This is a genomic window from Streptomyces sp. NPDC050508, from assembly GCF_040655155.1.
In the GTDB taxonomy this organism is placed as follows: domain Bacteria; phylum Actinomycetota; class Actinomycetes; order Streptomycetales; family Streptomycetaceae; genus Streptomyces.
Window position 1 is genome coordinate 63,728 of sequence record NZ_JBFAJJ010000016.1, and the last position, 21,395, is coordinate 85,122.

The 21,395-nt window shown below is 69.4% G+C and carries 20 protein-coding genes and 3 pseudogenes; 9 read left to right on the plus strand and 14 right to left on the minus strand.

What is annotated here, in order from left to right; all coding sequences use genetic code 11:
• Nucleotides 1–23: 23 nt before the first annotated feature.
• The gene (locus AB0I69_RS36290) at nucleotides 24–752 is read left to right on the plus strand and encodes a response regulator transcription factor (protein WP_363099985.1); all 729 of its coding nucleotides are present in this window, start codon (nucleotides 24–26) and stop codon (nucleotides 750–752) included.
• 66 nt (nucleotides 753–818) lie between these two features.
• Here AB0I69_RS36290 and AB0I69_RS36295 read toward each other — a convergent pair.
• Nucleotides 819–938 (minus strand): annotated as a pseudogene (locus AB0I69_RS36295) (two-component system response regulator); the annotation flags it as partial.
• A gap of 372 nt (nucleotides 939–1,310) precedes the next feature.
• Between AB0I69_RS36295 and AB0I69_RS36300 the strand changes: the two are divergent.
• The gene (locus tag AB0I69_RS36300) at nucleotides 1,311–1,973 is read left to right on the plus strand and encodes a response regulator transcription factor (protein ID WP_363099986.1); all 663 of its coding nucleotides are present in this window, start codon (nucleotides 1,311–1,313) and stop codon (nucleotides 1,971–1,973) included.
• 209 nt (nucleotides 1,974–2,182) lie between these two features.
• On the opposite strand, the gene AB0I69_RS36305 is transcribed toward AB0I69_RS36300, so the two are convergent.
• The 4 genes from AB0I69_RS36305 to AB0I69_RS36320 all read right to left on the minus strand — a co-directional run bounded on the left by AB0I69_RS36305 (nucleotide 2,183) and on the right by AB0I69_RS36320 (nucleotide 6,399).
• Nucleotides 2,183–3,454 carry a hypothetical protein gene (locus tag AB0I69_RS36305; protein ID WP_363099987.1) on the minus strand — a complete coding sequence of 424 codons (1,272 nt, stop codon included), beginning with the start codon at nucleotides 3,452–3,454 and terminating at the stop codon, nucleotides 2,183–2,185.
• A 38-nt stretch (nucleotides 3,455–3,492) separates the two neighbouring features.
• A complete protein-coding gene (locus AB0I69_RS36310) occupies nucleotides 3,493–4,761 on the minus strand; it encodes a HAMP domain-containing sensor histidine kinase (RefSeq protein WP_363099988.1) in 1,269 nt (422 codons plus the stop codon).
• A complete protein-coding gene (locus AB0I69_RS36315; protein WP_019065258.1) occupies nucleotides 4,752–5,405 on the minus strand; it encodes a response regulator transcription factor in 654 nt (217 codons plus the stop codon). Before AB0I69_RS36315 ends, AB0I69_RS36310 begins: the two co-directional genes overlap by 10 nt.
• Before the next feature lie 238 nt (nucleotides 5,406–5,643).
• Nucleotides 5,644–6,399, minus strand: a complete 756-nt coding sequence (locus tag AB0I69_RS36320; RefSeq protein ID WP_363099989.1) for a transposase family protein — start codon at nucleotides 6,397–6,399, stop codon at nucleotides 5,644–5,646.
• Between the two features lie 22 nt (nucleotides 6,400–6,421).
• Between AB0I69_RS36320 and AB0I69_RS36325 the strand changes: the two genes are divergently transcribed.
• Nucleotides 6,422–6,769, plus strand: coding sequence for a hypothetical protein (locus AB0I69_RS36325; RefSeq protein WP_363099990.1), 348 nt, complete (start codon nucleotides 6,422–6,424; stop codon nucleotides 6,767–6,769).
• Between the two features lie 139 nt (nucleotides 6,770–6,908).
• Here the strand turns inward: AB0I69_RS36325 and AB0I69_RS36330 are convergent, their stop codons facing one another.
• Both AB0I69_RS36330 and AB0I69_RS36335 read right to left on the minus strand, forming a co-directional pair.
• Nucleotides 6,909–7,775 (minus strand): aminoglycoside phosphotransferase family protein, encoded by an 867-nt coding sequence (locus AB0I69_RS36330; protein ID WP_363099991.1) that lies wholly within the window; start codon nucleotides 7,773–7,775, stop codon nucleotides 6,909–6,911.
• Nucleotides 7,776–8,139: 364 nt separating this feature from the next.
• Complete coding sequence (locus AB0I69_RS36335) at nucleotides 8,140–9,039, minus strand: NAD-dependent epimerase/dehydratase family protein (protein ID WP_363099992.1); 900 nt, start codon at nucleotides 9,037–9,039, stop codon at nucleotides 8,140–8,142.
• 296 nt (nucleotides 9,040–9,335) lie between these two features.
• Between AB0I69_RS36335 and AB0I69_RS36340 the strand changes: the two genes are divergently transcribed.
• Nucleotides 9,336–9,719: a hypothetical protein gene (locus AB0I69_RS36340; protein ID WP_363099993.1), complete on the plus strand. Its 384-nt coding sequence runs from the start codon at nucleotides 9,336–9,338 to the stop codon at nucleotides 9,717–9,719.
• Here AB0I69_RS36340 and AB0I69_RS36345 read toward each other — a convergent pair.
• Together AB0I69_RS36345 and AB0I69_RS36350 are read right to left on the minus strand one after the other, a co-directional pair.
• Nucleotides 9,616–10,029, minus strand: coding sequence for a hypothetical protein (locus tag AB0I69_RS36345; protein ID WP_363100156.1), 414 nt, complete (start codon nucleotides 10,027–10,029; stop codon nucleotides 9,616–9,618). The genes AB0I69_RS36340 and AB0I69_RS36345 overlap by 104 nt on opposite strands.
• A gap of 2 nt (nucleotides 10,030–10,031) precedes the next feature.
• Nucleotides 10,032–11,267 carry an RHS repeat-associated core domain-containing protein gene (locus AB0I69_RS36350; RefSeq protein WP_363099994.1) on the minus strand — a complete coding sequence of 412 codons (1,236 nt, stop codon included), beginning with the start codon at nucleotides 11,265–11,267 and terminating at the stop codon, nucleotides 10,032–10,034.
• On the opposite strand from AB0I69_RS36350, the pseudogene AB0I69_RS36355 reads away from it, so the two are divergent.
• Nucleotides 11,268–11,501 (plus strand): annotated as a pseudogene (locus AB0I69_RS36355) (methyltransferase type 11); the annotation flags it as partial.
• Nucleotides 11,502–11,770: 269 nt separating this feature from the next.
• Complete coding sequence (locus AB0I69_RS36360; RefSeq protein ID WP_363099995.1) at nucleotides 11,771–12,622, plus strand: alpha/beta hydrolase; 852 nt, start codon at nucleotides 11,771–11,773, stop codon at nucleotides 12,620–12,622.
• Between the two features lie 138 nt (nucleotides 12,623–12,760).
• Here the strand turns inward: AB0I69_RS36360 and AB0I69_RS36365 are convergent, their stop codons facing one another.
• Nucleotides 12,761–15,055, minus strand: coding sequence for an FUSC family protein (locus AB0I69_RS36365; protein ID WP_363099996.1), 2,295 nt, complete (start codon nucleotides 15,053–15,055; stop codon nucleotides 12,761–12,763).
• Nucleotides 15,056–15,291: 236 nt separating this feature from the next.
• Between AB0I69_RS36365 and AB0I69_RS36370 the strand changes: the two genes are divergently transcribed.
• Entirely contained in the window at nucleotides 15,292–15,918 is a 627-nt protein-coding gene (locus AB0I69_RS36370) for a GntR family transcriptional regulator (RefSeq protein ID WP_363099997.1), read from the plus strand.
• A gap of 71 nt (nucleotides 15,919–15,989) precedes the next feature.
• Here the strand turns inward: AB0I69_RS36370 and AB0I69_RS36375 are convergent, their stop codons facing one another.
• The 3 genes from AB0I69_RS36375 to AB0I69_RS36385 are packed head-to-tail and all read right to left on the minus strand — an operon-like array spanning nucleotide 15,990 to nucleotide 18,565.
• Nucleotides 15,990–16,328, minus strand: coding sequence for a cupin domain-containing protein (locus AB0I69_RS36375; RefSeq protein WP_363099998.1), 339 nt, complete (start codon nucleotides 16,326–16,328; stop codon nucleotides 15,990–15,992).
• A complete protein-coding gene (locus tag AB0I69_RS36380) occupies nucleotides 16,325–17,116 on the minus strand; it encodes a carbon-nitrogen hydrolase family protein (protein WP_363099999.1) in 792 nt (263 codons plus the stop codon). The genes AB0I69_RS36375 and AB0I69_RS36380 overlap by 4 nt, the downstream gene beginning before the upstream one ends.
• A gap of 48 nt (nucleotides 17,117–17,164) precedes the next feature.
• Complete coding sequence (locus tag AB0I69_RS36385) at nucleotides 17,165–18,565, minus strand: MFS transporter (protein WP_363100000.1); 1,401 nt, start codon at nucleotides 18,563–18,565, stop codon at nucleotides 17,165–17,167.
• 161 nt (nucleotides 18,566–18,726) lie between these two features.
• Here AB0I69_RS36385 and AB0I69_RS36390 point away from each other — a divergent pair, with 161 nt between their 5' ends.
• Nucleotides 18,727–19,413: a DUF2848 domain-containing protein gene (locus tag AB0I69_RS36390; RefSeq protein WP_363100001.1), complete on the plus strand. Its 687-nt coding sequence runs from the start codon at nucleotides 18,727–18,729 to the stop codon at nucleotides 19,411–19,413.
• 188 nt (nucleotides 19,414–19,601) lie between these two features.
• Here the strand turns inward: AB0I69_RS36390 and AB0I69_RS36395 are convergent.
• Nucleotides 19,602–19,935 (minus strand): annotated as a pseudogene (locus AB0I69_RS36395) (ankyrin repeat domain-containing protein); the annotation flags it as partial.
• Nucleotides 19,936–20,065: 130 nt separating this feature from the next.
• On the opposite strand from AB0I69_RS36395, the gene AB0I69_RS36400 reads away from it, so the two are divergent.
• A complete protein-coding gene (locus tag AB0I69_RS36400) occupies nucleotides 20,066–21,028 on the plus strand; it encodes a nitronate monooxygenase (RefSeq protein ID WP_363100002.1) in 963 nt (320 codons plus the stop codon).
• Nucleotides 21,029–21,395: the final 367 nt, after the last annotated feature.

Below are 21,395 nucleotides of genomic sequence, written 5' to 3' on the forward strand. Positions count from 1 at the left end.
CGCCTGCTTCTAGGCTGTCGCCCATGCGCATGCCCGCAACCGCCGACCGCGGCCGACCGCGCGTCCTGGTCGTCGAGGACGACGACACCATCGGCCGCCACCTCCACACCGGCCTGCGCGGCAACGGCTACGCCCCCACCTGGAGCCGCACCGGCTCCGCCGCCCTGACCGAGGCGACGCGGTCCTCGTACGACGTCCTGCTCCTCGACCTGGGCCTGCCCGACATGGACGGCCTCGACATCGCCCGCGACCTGCGCGCCCGCCGTCCCGACCTCCTGATCATCGTCCTCACCGCGCGCACCGACGACATCGACGTCATCGCCGGGCTGGACGCCGGAGCCGACGACTACCTCGTCAAACCCTTCAGCCTCTCCGTGCTGCTCGCCCGCCTCCGCGCCCATCTGCGCCGCCGTACCGTCGCCGCGCCACCACCGGAACCCGTCCACCTGGCCGACCTCGTCCTCGACGTCTCCGCCCGCCGCTGCACCCTCCACGACGAGGAAGTCCCGCTCCGCCCCAAGGAGTTCGACCTGCTCGCCGTCCTCGCCCAGCACCCCGGGGAGGCCGTCTCCCGGGAGACCCTGATGGCCGAGGTCTGGGACGAGAACTGGTTCGGCTCCACCAAGACCCTCGACGTCACCATAGCCGCCTTGCGCCGCCACCTCACCGAGGCCGCCGACACCTCGGACCGCCCCAGCGGCCTGCCCCGCATCACCACCCTGCGCGGGCACGGCTACCGGCTCGACCGCTGACCCGCCACGCCACGCCACGCCACGCCACGCCAATAGAAGGCCGCTGGGACCGGGGTGCCGTACTCGTCTAGGTCGAAGTGATGGGCACGAGGAAAACGGCTTGACCAGGTAGCCCACGGCGCCGAGCTTCATGGCGGTCCGTACCGAGGTGATGTCCCGGTCGGCGGTGATCATGATGACGTCGGTGCGGGCGCCGCCCTCGTCCGAGCTGAGCAAGCATGACGCCGCCGAGCCGACGGACAGGTAAGGGCGCACAAGCCCGGGAACGCCTCCCACTCACCGATCGTCTACAGTGCGACGAACGTCTACACCCTTGTAGTCATTCATATCTGCCCGTTCACCTACGTCAGGTGGTCCAAGGGAAAGGGGCGCTGTCAGTGGATGGGCGCTCCTCTTGCGGCACGGCACCACGCTGACTCTGGCGCGCTCCACGCGGAGCGATGCCGCAGCGACTCGTCGCCGGCCGCCTGGCGGCGTGTCTGTCGGCCATGGCTCACTGGCCGCCCGAATCACTCGTCTCGGACACGACCCGCCCGGCGGGAGCACCTAAGGGAGACCATGCGTCACAAGATATTGGTCGTTGAGGACGATCACGTGCTGCTGGACGTGCTGCGCCGTGGGCTGTACGAGGAGGGCTTCGAGCCCGTCCTCGCCGCCGACGGTGCCACCGCCCTGCGGCTGGCCACCGGCGACATCGCGGCGATTGTCCTGGACATCGGGCTGCCCGACGCGGACGGTCGGGACGTGTGCCAGGCGCTGCGCACCAACGGCTTCCTGGCCCCGGTCATCTTCCTGACCGCCCGGCAACAGCTCGCGGACCGGCTGTCGGCGTTCTCGGCAGGCGGTGACGACTACCTGGCCAAGCCCTTCCATCTGGCCGAACTCACCGCCCGGCTGCGTGCGTCCGTGAAGCGGGCTGCGCCGGCCGCGGCGGTCGCGGTCGGGGACCTGATTCTGGACGCGGTCGGCCACCGCGTCACCGTGCACGGCACGGCCGTCGCCCTGTCCCCCACGGAGTTCCGGCTGCTGGCCACACTCGTGGCCGCGGGCGGGAGCGTCGTTCGGCGCCGCGAGCTGGTCGCGGCGGGCTGGCCGGAGGGTGCCCAGGTCAGTGACAACACACTGGACCAGTACCTGACCCGGCTGCGGCGGAAGCTGCGTGAGGCCGGCAGTGCGCTGACCATCGGCACGGCGCGCGGGATCGGACACCGCCTTTCATGAAGCGCCTTGTCCTCGATCAGCTTGGAGGAACAGCGGGCGGCCGAAGCCATTGAGAGGCCGGCTTCGACCGCCCACGTGAGTTCGCGGACATGCCCGGGCTGACACAGGCGGCCACCTGCACTGACCACAGCTCGTCGGCGTGTGCCGAGGCGGCGCGGTTCTCGGCTCGGCCCCGCACACTCACCCCGTCGCCGGGCGCAGGGGGTCTGTCAGCCCATGTCCGTCAGGAGGGCGTTCAGTTCCTTCTCCTGCTGCGCAGGCGGCATCGGCGGATTCGAGTGGTCGATGCCGAAGGTCCCCAGCACCTTGTCCATCTGGGCGTCGATGGAGGTCCAGCCCGTGTTGTCCAGCGGCTGCAGCGATGCCTGGTCGGCATCCCACAGGTCACGCAGCGACTGGGCGGCCGTGTGCGCTCCCTTCGCGTTCCCCGAGCGCGCGTCCTTGAGCGAGGTGGAGGCGAGGTTCTTCAGCGCGGCGACCTTGGCGGGCGGGAACTTCTTCACCGCCTGGCCGGGAGCCATCTGGACGGCGGAGGTGTTGTCGGCCTCCGGCGCCGGGCCGGTGTGCGGCTGGCTGTGGGCCCAGATCAGCAGGCCCATGGTGGCGACGGCGAGCAGTCCGAAGCCGGCCAGACCGACGCGCTCCTTTCGCAGGTCGCCGGTGGCGTGGGCGGCGTGGGCGGCCTCGTAGGTCTCGGTCACGTCCGGGCGTGTCACCGTCAGGTAGGCCACGGTGGCCAGGATCAGGCCGAGGAAGATCAGGCTGGTGGTGAAGGTGCCCAGCGCGAGGCCGGTCGGCTCGCCCGGCTGAGCGACCTTCGGGGAGGCGAGCCAGTCGCCGATGTTCGCGCCCAGCGGGCGGGTCAGGATGTAGGCGAGCCAGAAGGACAGCACCGGGTTCGCGCCGAACTTCCACAGCAGCGTGATCGCCGCGATGAGGCCGAGCGGCAGCATCACCGAGGCGCCCGGGCTCCAGCCGGTGAGTTCCAGGGTCCAGTCCCCGGTCGCGGTGCCGAGCGCGAAGGTGACGAGAACCGCGAGCCAGTAGAACGACTCACGCGGAAGCGTCGTGACCGAGTGGATCGAGAGGGTGCGCTCGCGCAGCCACCACACGCCGAAGACCACAGCGAGCAGAACGGAGAACACGGCGGTGCTGATCCACAGCGGCACATTGAGCTGGTCGGTGAGGATGTCGGTGTACAGGGTGCCCGTGACACTGACAACGACCACGGTCAGCCAGTACGGGAACGGTACGTACCGCTTGAGCCGCATCTGGACGGCCAGGACCACGACGAACACCGCGGTGAAGATCCAGGCCGTGTTCACCAGGCCGACGCCCAGCTTCATGTTGATCCAGTCGGCGAAGCTCTCCCCGACGGTGGTGCACAAGATCTTGATCACCCAGAACCAGATGGTGACCTCGGGGACCTTGTTGAGCATGAGGCGCCCGCTGCGTGGGCGTGCTTCCGTTGTCGTTGTCATGCAGGGAGGTTTACGGAGGGAACCTGCAAGCAACCTGACTACGTGGCCGCCTTCGCGGCCGGGAGTGTCACCTGGACGTGACCGCGGCCGTCCGCGATCGCCCGGACCTCCACACCGGCCGAGGCAGCGATACGCCGGACCACCGGCAGCCCCAGCCCGTACCCGCCGCCGCCGGTCACGCCCGCTTCGAAGACCCGGTCGACCTCAGCGGGATCGAACCCTGGGCCGTCGTCCAGGACATCCACCACGATGGTCTCGCCCTGGCTGCGCGCGGTGATCCACACACGGGACTTCGCATGCCGCAGGCTGTTCTCCAGCAGGGGTGACAGCAGCGACACAGCGACGTCGGGCGCCAAAGCCACCTCGACCTTCGCCGGGAAGGCGACCTCGACCGCGCGGCTGCCGATCGCCTGCCGCGCGGCGGAGCGCAGATCACACCGGGTCCCCTCCTCCGTCCGTGCGCGCGCTGCGCGCAATATCGTCGTGATCGCCGCATTGAGGCGGTCGACCTCGCTCAGCACCACCTCCGGCACCACTGGCTCGCCGGACAGCTGCGCCAGCTGCGCCTCGCCTCGCAGGACCGTGAGCGGTGTCCGCAGCTCGTGGGCGATCTCGTCGGTGAGCCGACGCTCGTCCGCCAGCGCGTTGTCAACCCGCTCCAGGAGGCGATCCAGGGTCTGTCCCAGTTCCCCGAACTCGTCACGGGGGGCTCCGAGGTTGAAACGGCGCCCGGGCTCGTGATGGCCCCAGTCGTCGGCGAGGGCGGCCATCTCGTGCACGACGCGCAGCGCGCGGTGCACCACGAGGTGCGCGACACCGCCGGCGAGGAGGATCGTAAGGCCGCCCAGAATCAGCGACAGGGTCAGGCTGCGCTGCTCGGACGTCTCGTAGGGCGTGAGGTCCACCCGGACGATCACCATGACGTGGTGGCCGCCGGTCGGAACCGGCCGCGCGAACAGGAGGTAGTCGCCGACGGTCGCGGTCTGCGATCGCCCCGAGTCCGCCAGCTCCTCGACGCGCCCGACCACGCTCGGCGGCACGTCCCCGTCGATAAGACGGCCATCGGCATACACCCAGGCGACCTCGTCCAGCGCCTCGCTGCTGTTCTCCGTGAGCACGACACGGCCGCCCTTGGCGCTGACGTTCACCGCGACCGCCTCGGCGCGCGTACGGGCCAGATCGTGCGCGTCGGCATCCGTCACCCTGCTCAGCAGCACGTGCGAAACCACCACCAGGATCGCGACCACTGCGGTGGCGATCAGCACGGTGAGCGCGACGACGCTTCGGCGGAAACCCGTCACTGCCATCGGTAGCCCACGCCGCGGACGGTCGCCAGCCGCTCGGCCACACCCAGCGGACCGAGCTTGGTCCGCAGCCGGCGCACATAGGAGTCGAGGGTGTTGTCGCTGACCTGGGCCCCGTGCGGCCAGCCGGCGGCGACGAGGGCGTGGCGGCGTACCGCGTCGCCCTGCGAGGCGATCAGGCGGCCCAGTAGCCGGAACTCGGTCGGGGTCAGGCTCATGCTCACCGCATCGTAGGTCACCACGTGCTTCGCCGGATCGAGGACGACCTCGTGCGGTGCGGACGCCACGGTGGCCCGGCGCAGCAGCGCCCGGACACGAACCAGCAGTTCCGGGATGTCGAAGGGTTTGGTCATGTAGTCGTCGGCGCCGGCCTCGAAGCCGCCCACCTTGTGATGCAGGCCGTCCAAGGCGGTGAGCATCAACACCGGCACGTCGACGCCGCGAGCCCGCAGGGCCAGGCAGACATCGCGACCGTCGGCGTCCGGCAACCCGAGATCCAGGACGACCAGTTGGGGCGCCGGTGCGAGCTGCCGCAGCAGGCTGTCGGCCGTGGCGGCGACGGAGACGGTGTGGCCGTCGTGCTCCAGGGCGCGCTTGAGGATGCCGCGGACCGCCGCGTCGTCTTCGCACACCATGATGAAAGCCATGTGCTGACCCTAGATACTCGCGTTCCAGTTCTCCATCTGCCCCGATCAGCCACGCGACGCTCAGGCACGACCGGCCGAGCCGCAGCGGGGGCTGCGGGAGGACCACCATGGGACATGGACCTTATGCAGGAGTACATCGACGCGATTCCGCCGGGTCACCGCCCGCTCTTCGCCCGGGTGAGCGGGCTGATCCTCAAGGAATTCCCGCAGGCGAGCGTGGCACTGAGCTTTTCCAACCTCACGCTGATGGGTGGTGAAGGACGAGGACGGCCTTCACTACGTTGGTGATTCGGTTGGTGCTGGAGCGGAGCTTCCGCGGGAGGCGCCAGCCCTTGAGGGTGGCGATGGTCCGCTCGCCGAGGCAGCGGATCTTGGGGTGGGTGGTGTTGTGGCGGCGCTTCCATCGCTTGAGGCGGCTGCCTCGAAACGGTACGCGGACGGGTCCGCCGGCGCCTTGATATGCCTTGTCCGCCCAGCATTTGAGTCCGGCATCGGCGAGGGCTTCGATGATGCCGTGCTGCCGGGCGGCGGTGAGGTCGTGGGTCGCGCCGGGCAGAGCCGGGGAGGTCCAGAGCAGTCGTCCGAACGGATCGGTGAGGACCTGGACGTTCATGCCGTGGCGTTTGTGTTTCCCGGAGTAGTACGGGGTGTCGGCGGCTATGCGGGCGATCGGCAGCAGGGTGCCGTCGAGGATGACGAATGCCTTCGTCCGGATCGTTTTCATGGCCTCGGCCAGGGACGGGGCGAGGGCGGTCAGGGCCTCGACGGCTTCACGTATGTAGCGGTAGACGGTCGCGATCCCGATGCCGAACCCGGCAGCGAGCTGGGCGTAGGTGTCACCGCACCGCAGGTGGGCCAGGGCGAGCAGTGCCTGACGTGCGGCGGGAAGGCGCCGCCACCGCGTTCCGATCTCCTGCCGCCGGGCTGTCAGTTGTCCGGTCAGGAACCGCAGGGTGCGGCTGGACAGGTCGATCGAGGACGGGTAGACGAGCACGCGAAGCTCCTGGCGGACACGGGTGATCTTGGTCGAGAAACCGTCTACCAGGAGCTTCGTCGTTGCGCAGGACAGTCCAACTCGCGGTCAGGCACCGCAGCTTGAAAAGGGCTCACTGCTGGAACTGCCCGCTCCGCAGCCGCCCTCGCCCCCGGCACCGAAACTGCCGGACCATCCGGCCTACCAGCAGATCATGGCGGTGTTCGCCGCCGCTGACCATCCGCTGCGGGCGCGGCAGGTCTGCGGGGCGATGGACCTGACGATCGCGCCGAACAACGTCAACAACATTCGCCTGAAGCTCAAGCGGCTGATCGACCGCGGGGTCCTCGTCGAGATCGAGCAGGGCTTGTTCACCCAGCCCCGGCCATAGCCGTCCGCCACCGCCGCGGCCCGCCCGCTCACCTCAGACGCAACGAAGAATCGAGCATCAATTCTCATACCGCCCTCTGAAGGATCTTGGAGCCTCGCCGTTCGGTTCCTTGTCGCCTTCGAGTGGTCTTGGGTGATTTCTACTGGGCGGCCAGTCGCTTGTTCATCGTGTCGAGTGTCGGCCAGGGAGGTCCGTCGTGCAGTGCGCGCAGGAACGCTTCTCCGTTGAGCCTCCCGTTCGGAAACTCGTCGCCCAGCTCCCAACGCCAGGCTGCGACCATCGCGAGGACGAGCTGGCGGCACTCGTCCAGCAGCCCTTGGTCGAGGTTCGGATAGTGCCCGCAGACCATCTCGGGAGCATGGGCGAGGTCGAACTCGACGGGTCCACGGCAGCACGTCTCAAAGTCGATGAACAACGGGCCGTTTGCCGTGCTGAGCACATTGCCTGGATGCGGCTCGCCGTGGAGCAGTTGCTCCACGGCGCCGCGCTCCTCGATCGTCTTGCGCAGGCTTGCGAGTCTGCCGCTGAGGAAGACGCGCTCTGTGGCGGCGAGCTCCGGCGAACGTTCCGGGTCGGCAACGACGTCTTCTGCCTCCGTGATGCGGCCGGTGAACCGTTGGCTGGGCACCTCGGCCTCGCGCATGCCGGCGTGCAGCCGCTCCAGCGCCTGGGCGTAGTCGACTGGTGAGAGGTGAGGTGTCACGGGCTCGTAGTAGATCCACAGCGTCACGGCGAAGCCATCGCGGGTGTACACGACCGGGTCCGCCCGGGGCTCCAGGGGACACACCGGGCTTCCGACCTCGGTGAGCCGCCGAGCGAGCTCGACTTCGAACTGTGCAACCTCTCGTCCCACAGGGGCGACCCGGGCAAAGACGTCGCATGGCGTCAGCCGCAGGGCCAGCTTGTTCGAGTTGTGGAGCACGACTGCGTCGCTGACGGGCAGGCCGAGCGATACGGCGACCGCAGTCGCAGCCGCCTTCGCACGCGTAACGTGGGACATCTCCATTCCCAGATCCTGGCGTACCGGCCGCCGGTAGTCTCCTCGATTTCTGCGTCAGGCGCGGATCGCCTTGCGCGACGATGCGCGGAGGCCGCACACGTTCCGGTGACACCCACAGTGACATCGCGTCACATACCGCCCTCTGATGCCGCAGAAGGACTCGGACTCGATGCTGACGGTGCCGCCGATCACTGTGACCCAGAATGCCGCCAGCGCGCGGGGGACGTCACAATCCAGGGCCACTGCCCCCAGTCGTCCGACCGGCTCGGTCATACCGACTCCGTTCGGAAGAGTCCCGATGCTGGGTCTTGGTGCCGGGACAAGGCTGCGGATCGTGTTGGGCTGGGAGGCTTCGGCCTCGGGGTGAAGGTCAGGCCGCTTGACCGGTGTTGAGGGCGAGCAGGCTCTCGGCTGTCTCGGTGATGGTGTCTTCGACGGGGCGCGGCTGCCAGCCGAGAACGCGCTGGGCCTTCTCGGAGGTGGCGTCGAGGTTCTTGCCCAGGATCGAGCGGAGCGTGCGGAGTTGGGGGTTGACCAGGGAAATGCCGCGGGTCGCCCAGATGGGCATTTCCCTCGTGGGCACGTTGTGGGCGCGCTCTCCGAGGCGTTCGCGGAGGATGGCGGCGACGTCGCGCACCCACAGGCTGCGGCCCGACGTGGCGATGAATCGTTCGCCCGCGGCTGCCGGGTCGGTCATGGCGCGCAGGTGCAGATCGGCTACGTCCCGTACGTCGACGTAGCCGCTGGCGAACTTCAGGCTTGCCGGCATCGAGCCGTCCAGCATGCGCCGGATCACTCCCAGGGATGGCGAGTAGTCAGGTCCCAGTACCGGGCCGAGGACGCCGGTGGGGTTCACGGTGGACAGCTCCAGCCCCCGGCCCTGCGTCGTGATGAAATCCCAGGCCGCGCGTTCCGCGAGCGTCTTGGACTTCTGGTACGGCTGGATACCGGCGTCGACGTTCGTCCAGTCGTCCTCGGTGAACGGGGTCGTGCGCTCGGGGTGGCCGTATGCGATGGCGCCGATCGCCGAGGTGAGCACCACGCGCCGCACGCCGGTGTCCCGGGCGGCCCGCAGTACCCGCAGTACGCCGTCACGAGCCGGCGTGACCATCTCGTCGTCCGATCGCGGAGCGCTCGTCAGAGTCGGCGATGCGACGTGCAGGACGGCGTCGCATCCCGCCACCGCCTCGGACCAGCCCGCGTCCTGGGTGAGGTCGGCGGCCATGACGCGCAGAGGTGCCTCGGGTGCGGCTCCGCCGCGCTGCAGCATTGCGCGCTTATCTGCACTTCACTCGGACGGGTGCGTAATCGGTGTGGTCATGGGTCGGGGCTTCGGCGTTGTCGCATGACGCCCGGTTCGTGATGGTCCGTCAGGTCAGTGGGGGGTCGGGGACGCGACAGATACGGCTTCCAAGATCATGGAGTCCTCTACGTCCCGTGATCCGAGCGGAAGACCGTGCCTGTCGACGCGTCATCGCTGATCCCGCCTGCCCTTGACCACCTGCGAGAGCAGCCCGAGGTCGTATCCGAGGATGTCCCGGGTCGGACCCGCGTGATCTACGCGGAGTGCGCCACTGCTTGGCCGTCGTCCTCGCACTCGCCGCGTGTGCGCTGGCCGCCGGAGTCGCTTCGCGGCCGGCGGTCGGCGAGTGGATCGCCGACGCTCCGGAGCATGTGCTGGAGGGAGTCGGCGCCCGCCCCGGTGCGCTGCTGCCTGGGCGGGTCCTACTGAACCTCGCGCGGGGGGTCCGGAGGACCTCCACTACGGCTCGGACTCAGGGCGCTCCTCCGGCAGACGACGGCATAGATCTGCACCTTCGGTGTTGTGTCAGGTCTGACGGCCTGTTCAGACAGATTCCTGTAGGCGCAAAAGACCAGTCAGCTGCTCGAAGCTCTCCGCGATCTGCACCCACGTCAAACCTCTCGGGTACAGAACTCGTGGAAATGTGAGTGATTCCCGGTAGTCCAACACGATGGGCATCGAGGGACCGAGATCTGCGATCACTAGCGACATCTCAACTAGTATTCCCAGATTTTCTTCTGTGATTGGCCGGGATGGTCCAGCATTCTCCGGTTCCGCGTGCCATATGCGGTTTTCACCGATGAGCATGCGCTCTCCGTAGAAGCACGGCTGCTCCGGATCCTCCCCGAAGATATCGCGGAGAATGTCATCCCCCGGAGGCGCCCATCTCCCTGCCCTGATCAGCGCGATCAGCTGCGGAGGGACAGGTAGCCCACCAATGACGACCTCGTCCTCCATGGTCACCCCCTCGCTCCAAGCCCTGTGAGGCTCTCCAGCAGGTCAAGAATCGGCTGGCGGTACTCGTTCGGCGCCTCAAGTTCTCCGTGATTCATGGCGTTGACTCCCATGGATTTCCACGTCACCCTCAGCCCGTCCGCTGTGATGATGGCGGTGAAGGCGACAGTGTCGTCGGCGCGCCCGAAGACTTCTTTGTTGATCATGTTGTGTCCACCGTTACGAACCACCAGAGCGGGTGGGACCTCGCCACTCAGCTTAGCCACGAGTTTGCCGGTGGACGGGCTGTAAATGCCACTGAACGCTTCACCCACGTCCCTTGCCCCGACAGAGGCCGCATTCTGTTGGAGCGTCTGTTCCGTGCTGATGATGCGGTTTCCGGCTACGTCGGGCGTCGACCCATCGACCACGGCACGCGGTTCGCCCAGTCCACCGCGGCCAAGTCCGCTGAGGGCGCCGCCGAGTGCTCCGAGGAGCAGGTCGCCGGGTGTGGTGGGTTCGCAGAGGGCGTTGTCGAAGGCCCAGGTGTAGGCCGCGCCTACACCCGCGTTGACGGTGGCCGAGGTCACCGTGGCGGCGGTGCTGCCTTCCTCCAGCCCCAGCAAGTCTACGGCTCCCGCGCCGGCCGCGGGCATGAGGAGCCCGGCGCCGAAGCCGTACAGCGCGCCCTTGCCGGCAGCGGTGCCGAAGCCGCTCCAGCTGAAGTCGTGGGGATGGCTGAGGGAGTAGCTGATGCCGCCGAAGACTCCGCCGACGATGCCGCCGATCGCGGCGCTGACGCATTCGGGGCAGGCGCCGGAGGGATCGGTGAGGGTGGTCGGGTCGTCGTCGGTATAGGCGTATGACGACGTGGAGGGGTCGGCGACGGAGCTCGGTGCGGGGTCGGTGCTGGTGAAGCGGCCGGTGCTCGGGTCGTAGGTGCGGGCGCGGAGTTGGTAGCCGAGGGCGGTGCCGGCGGGGTCCTGGTACTGGCCGGTGTAGGCGAAGGGGTTGGCGGGCGCGCCGGTGACGAGAGCCGTGGCTGTCGTGTTGCCGAAGGCGTCGTAGCTGTACTTGGTCTGGTCGACTCCGGCCGAGCTCGTGAGGTCGGTGATGGAGCCGGACAGGTCGTGGTGGTCGTAGTAGGTGCCGGCGCTGGTACGCAAGGTCTGCGGTTCGCCCAGGGGGTCGTAGCGGTAGTCGCTGATCAGGGTGGCGGAGCCGTTGGTTTCGTCCGCGACCTGGGGCAGCGGGTTGTTCACACGATCGACCCGGCCAAGGAACAACGCCTGCACCGGGCGATGGATCCCCTCTTCGAAGCCGCCGATACCGAACAGGTCGAGTACACCATGCCCTTGACCAGGCAGGAGACCCTCGATCTGGTCGGGATGACACCGAGCGCACGCCACTTGAGCCGTGCGGACCCGAACGACGACGGCCTCTTGCCCGACCACGTCACCGTCTCCGTGCTGGCCACCGCATACCGGCCTCGGTGACCAGGGACCGGCGAAGGCGACCACCTCGTCGAGCTTCTGGCGGGTGGTCAGCCCGGAACTAGGTCACATTGCCGATGCCACCGCAAAAGCGCTCCTCATAGGGTCCATGTCATACACCGATCGAGCCGCCCGTGCGCGGCTGAGCCCGCCGACCGAGACGAACTCCTGACGGCCACCTGTTCAGACGGCGCCCTCCGCCCTCGCGCAGCAGCTCAGCGGCGAGCTCACCTTCAGGCCCACTCCCCCAACCCAAATACGTTAGGACTCCCATGAGTACCGATGTTTCCCGCCGTCATGTCCTGGCCGCCGGAGCGGCGCTGGCCGGGTCGGCTGCGCTGATAGCAGGTTCAGAAGGAACGGCCGGCGCGGCGACGGCCACAGCCGGTACCGGTGAGGAGAAGTCGAGGGTGAAGCCCACGATCGTGTTGGTGCATGGCGGCTACGCGGATTCGTCCTGCTGGAACGCCACCATCGGGGAGTTGCAGGACAAGGGCTACAGCACGGTCTGTGGGTCGAACCCGCTGCGGGGTATTCCGACCGACGCCCCGTATATCGCGAGTCTGCTGGACTCCATCAGCGGACCGGTCGTGCTGGTCGCGCACTCCATGGGTGGAACGGTCATCACGAATGCCGCTGCCGGGAAGGCCAACGTCAAGGCCTTGGTCTACGTCGCAGCGTTCGTGCCCGATGTGGGCGAGACACAGGGGGAGCTCATCACCAAGTTCCCCGGCAGCGAGGTCGGGCCGGTGAGCGTGCCGGTCCCGTACACGAAGGCCGACGGCACGACGGGAACCGATCTGTACCTGAGCAAGGACGGCCAGGCGGCCTTCGCCGCTGACATTCCTGCCGCTGACTTCCGGGTCCTGCAGGCCACGCAGCGGCCGTTCGATGCCGATTCCTTCGTCTTCCCGACCACGGCCGCGGCCTGGAAAACGATCCCGGTGTGGGGACTGGTCGCCGCCCAGGACAAGGCGATCCCGCCGGCGTGCGAGCGCTGGATGTACAGCCGTGCGAACGCCCGCAAGGTCGTCGAAGTGCCGGGCTCCTCCCACGTCGTGATGATCAGTCACCCCAGGATCGTCGCCGAACTCATCGTGGACGCCGCCAAGTCGGTCAGTTGACGCTCGCGACGAGTGCCCTGGTCCACCACCATGGACCGGGGCGCTCTGTTCACCGAGCCGAAGTCGCGGACTCGTTCGGCGGCGCTCCAGGACGTGTCCGAGCCGTGTCAGGTGAGGCGGTGGCCCAGCGTCGCGGTATCAGGCCGGGCCACCCGGCTTTGCCGCTGCTGCCAAGCTGGGCTGGAGGCGGCGGGTGGCGTTGAGGTGGTCGGCGGTCCAGATGATGCGGACGGCTGTGGCTGTGGCGTGTCCGTCGTCGTCGCGGAGGTCGCGGCGCAGGGAGTCGACGAGGCGCGCGTCGTCCTCCGGGTGGCGTGACAGCGGGTCCGGTACGGCGGTGTGTTGGCCGAGGCCGACGGCCAGGTCGCGGTACCAGTCGGACAGCCGGACGACGGTGTCGAGCAGGATGAGCCGGGCCTCGGAGCGGTCGGGTTCCATCTGTGCCTCGCCGCCGTTGCGTTGCCACAGTTCCAGCACCGCGTCCGAGGCAAGGCGCAGTCCTACGATCCCGGTGACCAGGGTGGTCATGTCGGAGAGCGGCACCGGCTTGGCGCCGCGTTCGGCGAGGTAGCTGCGGAAGGCGTCGTCGAGTCGACGGGCCGAGGCGGCTGCCTGTCGGCTCGCCTCCAGCGGGGCATCGGTCGGTATGCAGCCGATGCTGCAGCGACTGGCCGCGTACTCCACCGCATCGGCGAGGTAGCGAGCACTGTCGGCGTACGCGGCCGAAAGCGCCCGGTCCACGGCAGCCGCGGCGCCCCGCGGCCAGAAGAACAGGCCGACCAGCACGCTCACCGCGCAGCCGAGGGCGATGTCCTGGATCCGCAGCAGCACGATGTGCCAGTCGGGATCCTGGCCGATGTTGAACAGGATCACCAGGGCGACGGTGAAGGCCGCCTGGCCTGCCGCGAACGAGATGGCGGCGGGGGCGATGCCGGCGACGAACACGGCGACAGGGAGCAGGAACCAGAGCAGGGTGCCGTGGTGGCCGATGAGCTGGAGCAGTCCGGTCCCGATGAGTGAACCGGCAAGCGTGCCGCCCAGGGCCCGCAGCGCGTTCTGGCCGGTGTTGAGCGCGTTGGAGCGCAGCACCGACAGGGTTCCGAGCAGGACCCAGAACGAGTGCTGGACACTTGTCAGGTTCGCCAGGGCCACCGCGATGCCGAGGCCGAGCGCGCCCCGGAGGCTGTTGTGCAGCCACACCGAGCGCGGTTCCAGGTGTGCGGCGGCGCGCTCGACAGCGGATTTCAGGGGCTGGGCCAGTGCGCCGGGTTCCCCGCCGAGCAGCCGCTCGGGCCAGCTGCGGCGTTCGGCGGCTGCGGCCAGGTCCACGTTGCCGGCGATCTGGAGGGTGGCGAACCCCAACTCCTGTGCGCGGAACGACAGGTCGAGGGTCTCGATGAAGGCGCGGACTTCCGGCTCCGTACCGGGCTTCGGTTGTTCCACGGGCAGTCGCTGGGTCGCGCTGTTCTCCATCCCGTCCATGGCCGTACGCAGGCTGACCAGGGCGGCGCGGAGGGCGTCGGGCGCGCTGCGCGGGGCGTCGAGGATGTGGGCCGCCTCGTCGAGGGCGTCGGCCGCGGCACGCCGCACGAGGTGCGCGTCGGCGTCACAGGCCCCGTAGTTGTCGGACGGGGGGCCGCTGTCGGCCACGATGGCGCTGAGCCAGGTGAGTTCGTCGACCAGGCGGACCAGTGCGCGGGAGCCGGCGGACAGGCCTGTGGGCCGGTAGGGAGTGGCGTCGAAGGCGGTGCGCAGGTCTGCCGCCGCGGCGGCGGCCTGATCGGCGGCAGCCGCGCACTGCCGGGTGGTCGGCGCGTCCGGCCCGCCGGCCAGCCAGGAGGCGTCGCTGCGCAGCTGCGCCGCGGCGGCGCGGCAGACTCGGGCGGCGGGTGCGCTGAGCGGGTCCGCGGCGGGACGGGGCCACAGCAGGGAGATCGCAAGCATCGCGGCGGCTGCGGCGATGCCCGCTCCGGCGAGCCGGTCGGGTAGCTGTGACAGCGAGGCGGGCGAGGTCACGGGGAGGATGAAGGCCAGTAGCAGCGCGGTCGTCGCACCCGCGAGGACGGAGCTGACGACCCCCGAGAAGAGCACGAGGAAGCCCACGACGACCGTGCCGGTGACCGCGAGCCAGGTCATTCGTGCCACCAGCGTGCCGACGCAGATGAGGACTGCCCACGCGAGCGCCAGACCCACGTGAGCCCGCAGCCGCTGCACCATCGGGCCGGTGAACTCCACGAGCAGGAGCATCGAGAACGAGCCGAAAGCCGCGAAGGTCGCCATCGTCGAGGAATGCAGCACCTGACTGCAGAGGGCGAACAGCGCGGGCATCACCAGTGCGGTGCGGGCGGCCCGACGAGTCGCCGCGAGTCCCGGATCATGGTCGCGCAACCACGTGGGGATCCGTCTGGGCAGGAAGCGCCAAGGTATCGACATAGGTGTCTTCATACGCCAGCGCCCCTCCTGCCGACATAGCGCCCACGTACCCCGCCGTACACGAGTATCCGGCATCCGCGGTGTTCGTCCCTGTTCGGCGCTGCGCAGCACTGGGCGGGGAGGCGGGATTCCTCGTGGTGGGCGCGGGTATGGCCGGGAGCTGGCGGCCCGGTGTTGTGCGGGAATGCGCGTGGTAGCGTCGGTATACAAACTGTATGCGATGTCTGGGGGTTGCCGTGGCGTCCGGTCGGGAGAAGGCGTACGCGTATCTCAAGGACACGGTGCTCACGGATCCTGAGATGCAGGGGGCTTTCCTGTCGGAGCAGGAGCTCGCCGATCGTATCGGTGTCTCCCGCACTCCCATCCGGGAGGCGCTGCTGATGCTCGCCGCGGAGGATCTGGTCGAGCTCGTGCCCAAGCGCGGTGCCCGGGTGGCACCTCTGACGGGGCGTGAGGTCCGGGAGTTGATGGAGCTGCGCGGCATGGTCGAGCGGTACGCGGCCGAGCGGCTCGTCGCGGCCGGGCGGGTGCCTCTGGAGGAGCTGCGCTCCCTGCTGGAACAGCAGCGCGCGCTCACCGGCGCCGAGGAGACCCGGGAGTTCATCGCCGTCGACCACCGCTTCCACGCGTCCCTGGTGTCGGCCGTCGGCAACACCCTTCTGGACCGGCACTACGACGGCCTGCGCAGTCGCCAGGTCCGCGCCGGAGTGGTCGCGGTCTTCAACCAGCAGGGCCGGCAGAAGGCGGTGCTCGACGAGCACGAGGCCATCGTGGACGCCCTGGCCGCCGGTGACGCGCAGGCGGCGTGCGCGGCCATCGACCACCATCTGCAGTCGACCCTCAAGGTGCTGCTCGACGCCTGAGGCGGCGGTGGAGGGGCAGGGCTCTGGCGCGCGTCCCCCGCCACCGAGGGACACTCCCCTGCCCGCCGGGATCAGGGGTAGGTGATCACGAGCATGGTCACGCCGTCCGGCGAGATCCAGGGCCCGTGCGGCATGCCCGGCGGACGGCAGGCGTACATGCCCGCGGTGAAGGTGCGCTCCAGCGTCAGGTCGTGCAGCGCTCCCTCGATGAGGTAGACCTCCTCCCATACGTCGTGCCGGGCCACGCCCGCGTCCGAGGTGTCGGTGCCCGGCGCCCAGCGGACCAGCGCGGTGCGCCGGCCGCTGTCGGGGTCCTCGGCCAGGACGCACTCCTCGACGCCGGGTCCGGCGCCGGCCGGGGTGCGCCAGGGCCCGTCGGGGTGGTGGAACTCCAGCTCGGGCCCGCTCATCGCCACACCTCCGGCCGCCGGTTCGCCAGTACGGACGTCTTCTCGCGGACCGCGCCGACCTCGTCGACGTCCAGGTCCGTCACGAGCAGCTCCGGCTCGGCGCCGAGGGATGCTCGTACGGTCCCGTCGGGGCCGACCACCAGGCTGTGTCCGATGCCGGTCGGCACCGGGCCCGGGCCGGTGCCGGGATCGGCCTGGCCGACGGCGGCGACCCAGACGGTGGCGTCCAACGCGCGGGCCCGCACCAGCAGTTGCCACTGGTCGAGCTTGCCGGGGCCCGCGCCCCAGGAGGCCGCCAGCAGGGTGCCCACCGCCCCCGCGTCGGCATGCGCCCGGAACAACTCCGGGAAGCGGACGTCGTAGCAGGTGGCCAGGCCCAGCCGGACGCCGTCCACGTCGATCACGGCGGTACGGGAACCTGGGGCCACGGTCTCGGACTCGCGGAAGCCGAAGGCGTCGTAGAGATGGATTTTGTCGTACGACTCCTCGACGCCGGGTCCGGTCGCCAGCAGGGTGTTGACCACCCGTCCCTTGTCGGCCGGGGTGAACATGCCGGCCACGACGACCGTGCCGGTCTCCCGGGCGATCTCGCGGACGCCGTCGGCCCACGGTCCGTCGAGGGGTTGGGCGAGCGGGGCCAGTGGCGTGCCGAAGCAGGCCATCGATGCTTCCGGGAAGACGACGGCACGGGCTCCGGAGTCGGCGGCGCGGCGTGTCCACTCCTCGATGAGGCGCAGGTTCTTCTCGGGGTCCGGGCCTGTGGTGAGTTGGCTGAGGGCGATCCGCATGGGTGGTGCCTCCTTCTTCTCGGCGTCGGGGTTCTGCGGCTGTTGTTGTCAGTGCGACAGGGGGAGGTCTGCCGTGGCCGGGGTCTTCGGCGCGGCGAGTTGTTCGTCCTCGTCGACGGCGGCCTCGGGGTTGCGGCCCAGGAGGACGCCGACCAGGGAGATCGCGGAGGCGAGGGCGATGTAGAGGGCCAGCGGTACCCAGCTGTCGTAGGCGCTCAGGAGGGTGGTGAACAGGAGCGGGGCGATGGCGCCGCCGATGATCCCGGCCAGGGTGTAGGCCAGTGAGGAGCCGGTGTAGCGCAGCCGGGGCGAGAACTGTTCGGCGATGAAGGCGGCCTGCGGGCCGTAGAGGCAGCAGTGGATTACCAGGGCGACGAGGACTCCGGCGGCGAGCGGCAGCCAGGAGCCGCCGGCGGCCATCGGGAAGAAGACGAACGGCCACACCGCGGCGGCGACCGCTGAAATGCCGTAGAGCAGGCGGCGGTTGACGCGGTCGGAGAGGGCGCCGGCGAGGGGCATCAGGAAGACCTGGACCGAGGAGCCGATGAGGACGGCGGCGAGGGCGGAGCCACGGGACATGTCGAGTTCCTGGGTGGCGTAGGTCAGTACGAAGACGGTGAACATCGCGTAGAGGACGTCGGGGCCGACGCGGCACAGGATCGCGGCGGTGAGGGCGCGGGGCTGGGTGGTGAAGACCTCGCGGACGGGGGTCTGGGGGCGGGGCTGTTCGGCTTGCATCGCCTTGAAGACCGGGGTCTCCTCCAGCTTGGCCCGGATCCACAGCCCGAAGGCGACCAGGACGCCGGACAGCAGGAACGCCACCCGCCAGCCCCACGACTCGAACTGCGCCTCGGTCAGCAGGGCGCCGAGGGCGGCGAGCACACCGTTGGCGAGCAGGTTGCCCGCGGGCGGGCCCACCTGTGCGGCGGAGGCGTAGAAGCCCCGGCGGCGCGGATCGCCGAACTCGCTGGACAGCAGTACGGCGCCGCCCCACTCGCCGCCGACGCCGACGCCCTGGGCGAAGCGCAGCACGACCAGGGCGATCGGCGCGGCCACGCCGATCGTGCCGTAGGCGGGCAGCAGGCCGATCAGGAAGGTGGCCACGCCGATCAGGACGAGGGTGGCGATCAGTACCTTCTTGCGGCCGATCACGTCACCGAGCCGGCCGAAGACGAAGCCGCCGAGGGGGCGGGAGAGGTAGCCGACCGCGTAGGTGGAGAACGCGAGGAGTGTGCCGGTGAGCGGGTCCTCGGAGGGGAAGAAGAGATCGCCGAAGACCAGGGCCGCGGCGGCGGAGTAGACGGCGAAGTCGTACCACTCCAGGGCCGTGCCGGTGAGGCTCGCGACGAAGGCGCGGCGGACGCCGGAGCGCTTGTCCGCGGTGTCACTTCGCGCGGCGTCGGTGTCGCTCCGCGGGGCGACGGCGTCGCTCTTCGGGGTGTCGTGCATGGGACCCATCCTTGCTCGGGGACATCGACCTTCCGGCATACTTCTTGTATACAGGTCGTATGCGCAAGCCCTGCGCCGGAAGTTAACCGCGGAGAAATCAGGTTCCGCGGGCCTGCTTCCCCCTTGCCCGTTGACTGTTCCCCGATCCCTGGAGTGACCTCATGGCCGTGCTGACCTTCGAACTGCCCGACGGATCGACGCGCGAGGTCGATGTCGTCCAGGTCCTCAACGCCGGGTACGCCGGGCGCAGCCAGGACGATGTCGCCGCGCACGTCGCGGAGCTCGCCGAGCTGGGCGTGCCGGGCCCGTCCGTGACGCCGGCGCTCTACCCCGTCTCCCCCTACCTCGCCCAGCAGACCGCCCGGGTCGCGGTCCAGCACGGCCGCACCTCCGGCGAGGCCGAGTGGGCGCTGGTCGTCGCGGAGGGCGGGGAGCTGCTGCTCACTGCCGCCTGCGACCACACCGACCGCGACCTGGAGGTGCACGGGGTGGCGTGGAGCAAGAACGCGGGACCCGACGTCCTCGCTCGCCGCGCCTGGCGCCTGGCCGACGTGGAGGCCCGGCTCGACGAACTCACCCTGCGCGCCTGGGTCAGCCACTCCGGCACCGAGACCGAGATCCAGGCAGGCACACTCGCCGAACTCCTCACCCCTGCCTACTGGGTTGACGTCCTGCGTTCCCGCGGCGAGCTGATCCCCGGGACTGTCTTGATCTCCGGGACCATCCCCATGGCCCCGGGCGTCGACCAGTTCGCGGACGGCTGGCGCGTCGAACTGGCCGACCCGGCGGGCGGCGACACCATCAGCCTCGCCTACGACGTCCGGCCCATGTCGGAGCCCATCGGCTGACACTCCTGCGCCGACTGTTCAACTGATTCGTCGGCGTGGTCTCCGGTCGCTGCAGCGCGGAGGCGGCATGAGCGCGGCTCGTCTGCGTGCCTCGTCCGCGCGCTTCGTCCTGCGCTACGGGGCGGTGAGCCGTGGAGAAGTGGCGGACGGTCCCGGGCACGTTGGCCTGGGACCGTCACGGTCCCCTTCTCGGGATGGGTACCGTTGTTCGCCCACTCCAGCGGGGACCAGCCGGTGCCGTGATCTTCCCGCAGGTCCGGATCGGCGCCGTGTGCCAACAGCTCGCGGACTGTCTCGCTGTGCCCCCGGCATGCGGCTGCGCACAACGGCATGCCCTCTGTACCGATTCCGCTGCTCTCGGCGTTCGGTGTTGGGAGCAGCGCCGGCCGCCAGGAGCAGGCGGGCGATGGCGGCTTCCCCGTTCATGGAGGCCGCGTAGAGCGGCGTGGCGCCCTCACTGTCTGCTCACCCCGGGGCGACTCCGGTCCGCAGTACCGCCTTCACGACGGCGGTGTCACCCACCGCTGTTCACGGAGCCACTGACATCCACTCGTTGAGAGCCTGCGACGACCAGCTCGACCGAGTCCACAACGACGCGTTCTGCGTGGTCAGTTGTGGTCCCCGCACGCAAGCAATGGCGATGATGGGGGCTATGGCCTTGTCGACAGCGTTCACGAAGCTATTCGGAGTGCAACACCCGATCGCATTGGCACCGATGGGCGGGTCGGCCGGAGGTGCGCTGACCGCAGCCGTCTCCCGCGGGGGTGGACTCGGGCTGCTGGGCAGTGCCAACGGGGACCGCGAGTGGCTGGCCCGGGAGTTGGCAATCGTCACCGCGAACACCACGAAGCCATGGGGAATCGGCTTCCTCACCTGGCAGATCGATGTCGACGCGATTGAGCACGCGCTGGAGCAGAAACCCGGCGCGGTGATGCTGTCCTTCGGGGATCCGAGCCCGTTCGCCGAACGAATTCGCCGGTCGGGTACGGCACTGATCATTCAGGTCACCGATCTGGAGGAAGCCAGGCGAGCGGTGGACCTGGGCGCCGACGTCATCGTGGCCCAGGGATCGGAGAGCGGCGGGCACGGCGCACGGCATGGTCGCTCCACGCTGCCGTTCGTGCCGGTCGTCGTGGATCTGGCCGCTCCGGTGCCCGTGCTCGCCGCCGGAGGCATCGCCGACGGTCGCGGCCTGGCCGCCGCTCTCGCCCTGGGAGCCGCCGGAGCAGTCATCGGCACCCGCTTCCAGGCCACCACCGAAGCGCTGGTCAGCCCCTCGACCACCACAGCCATCATCGAGGGACACGGCGGAGACACCGAGCGCAACAGGATCCTCGACATCGCCCGAAGCTCCCCCTGGCCGTCGAAATACACCGCGCGCACCCTCGGCCACCCGTTCCTCGACGAATGGCGCGGCCGCGAGTCCGAACTCGCCGCCGACCCCCACGCCCGACAGGCCTACCAAGTCGCCCTGTCACAGGGCGAGATACCGCCTCTGCCTGTATGGGCAGGCGAAGCCGTCGACCTCATCAATGACCTGCCGTCCGCAACGGACCTCGTCAACTCCCTCGTCACGCAGGCCGAAGAGGCACTCGCCCGAGCCGGGAAAGAGTGAGCCGACCCACCATCCGTCCGGCGTGGGGCGTGAGCGAGGTGTTCGTGCGCGGACCCGGTGTCACGTCAGGCAGTGCGGCAGGACCGAAGTAGCCGCATGGGCCGTTCAGTTCACCGCTTCGCCTGACGCTATGTCAGATACTGCGGATGTCGGGAATGTACCGGCCGTCACGTTCGTAGGCGTGGCCCGTTGGCCGGTCGTCGGTTGATTTCGCGGACGGCAGTACGGCTGGAAGACTCCGGACTCCGCCGGCCCCATCGCACCGGCGGCCTCGGTCAGCGGGAAGCAGGCGGCGATCTTGACGGTCAGTACGCCGTCGCACAGCAGGCCGAAGGCATGGGTGCGGCCGGTCCGGATCCGGGCGCGG

Bases quoted from the DNA above. Each gene is read 5' to 3' on its own strand.
- AB0I69_RS36290 (WP_363099985.1), top strand. From the start codon at position 24: ATGCGCATGCCCGCAACCGCCGACCGCGGCCGACCGCGCGTCCTGGTC.
- AB0I69_RS36300 (WP_363099986.1), top strand. From the start codon at position 1,311: ATGCGTCACAAGATATTGGTCGTTGAGGACGATCACGTGCTGCTGGAC.
- AB0I69_RS36305 (WP_363099987.1), bottom strand. From the start codon at position 3,454: ATGACAACGACAACGGAAGCACGCCCACGCAGCGGGCGCCTCATGCTC.
- AB0I69_RS36310 (WP_363099988.1), bottom strand. From the start codon at position 4,761: ATGGCAGTGACGGGTTTCCGCCGAAGCGTCGTCGCGCTCACCGTGCTG.
- AB0I69_RS36315 (WP_019065258.1), bottom strand. From the start codon at position 5,405: ATGGCTTTCATCATGGTGTGCGAAGACGACGCGGCGGTCCGCGGCATC.
- AB0I69_RS36330 (WP_363099991.1), bottom strand. From the start codon at position 7,775: ATGGAGATGTCCCACGTTACGCGTGCGAAGGCGGCTGCGACTGCGGTC.
- AB0I69_RS36335 (WP_363099992.1), bottom strand. From the start codon at position 9,039: ATGCTGCAGCGCGGCGGAGCCGCACCCGAGGCACCTCTGCGCGTCATG.
- AB0I69_RS36345 (WP_363100156.1), bottom strand. From the start codon at position 10,029: ATGGAGGACGAGGTCGTCATTGGTGGGCTACCTGTCCCTCCGCAGCTG.
- AB0I69_RS36360 (WP_363099995.1), top strand. From the start codon at position 11,771: ATGAGTACCGATGTTTCCCGCCGTCATGTCCTGGCCGCCGGAGCGGCG.
- AB0I69_RS36365 (WP_363099996.1), bottom strand. From the start codon at position 15,055: ATGTCGATACCTTGGCGCTTCCTGCCCAGACGGATCCCCACGTGGTTG.
- AB0I69_RS36375 (WP_363099998.1), bottom strand. From the start codon at position 16,328: ATGAGCGGGCCCGAGCTGGAGTTCCACCACCCCGACGGGCCCTGGCGC.
- AB0I69_RS36380 (WP_363099999.1), bottom strand. From the start codon at position 17,116: ATGCGGATCGCCCTCAGCCAACTCACCACAGGCCCGGACCCCGAGAAG.
- AB0I69_RS36385 (WP_363100000.1), bottom strand. From the start codon at position 18,565: ATGCACGACACCCCGAAGAGCGACGCCGTCGCCCCGCGGAGCGACACC.
- AB0I69_RS36390 (WP_363100001.1), top strand. From the start codon at position 18,727: ATGGCCGTGCTGACCTTCGAACTGCCCGACGGATCGACGCGCGAGGTC.
- AB0I69_RS36400 (WP_363100002.1), top strand. From the start codon at position 20,066: ATGGCCTTGTCGACAGCGTTCACGAAGCTATTCGGAGTGCAACACCCG.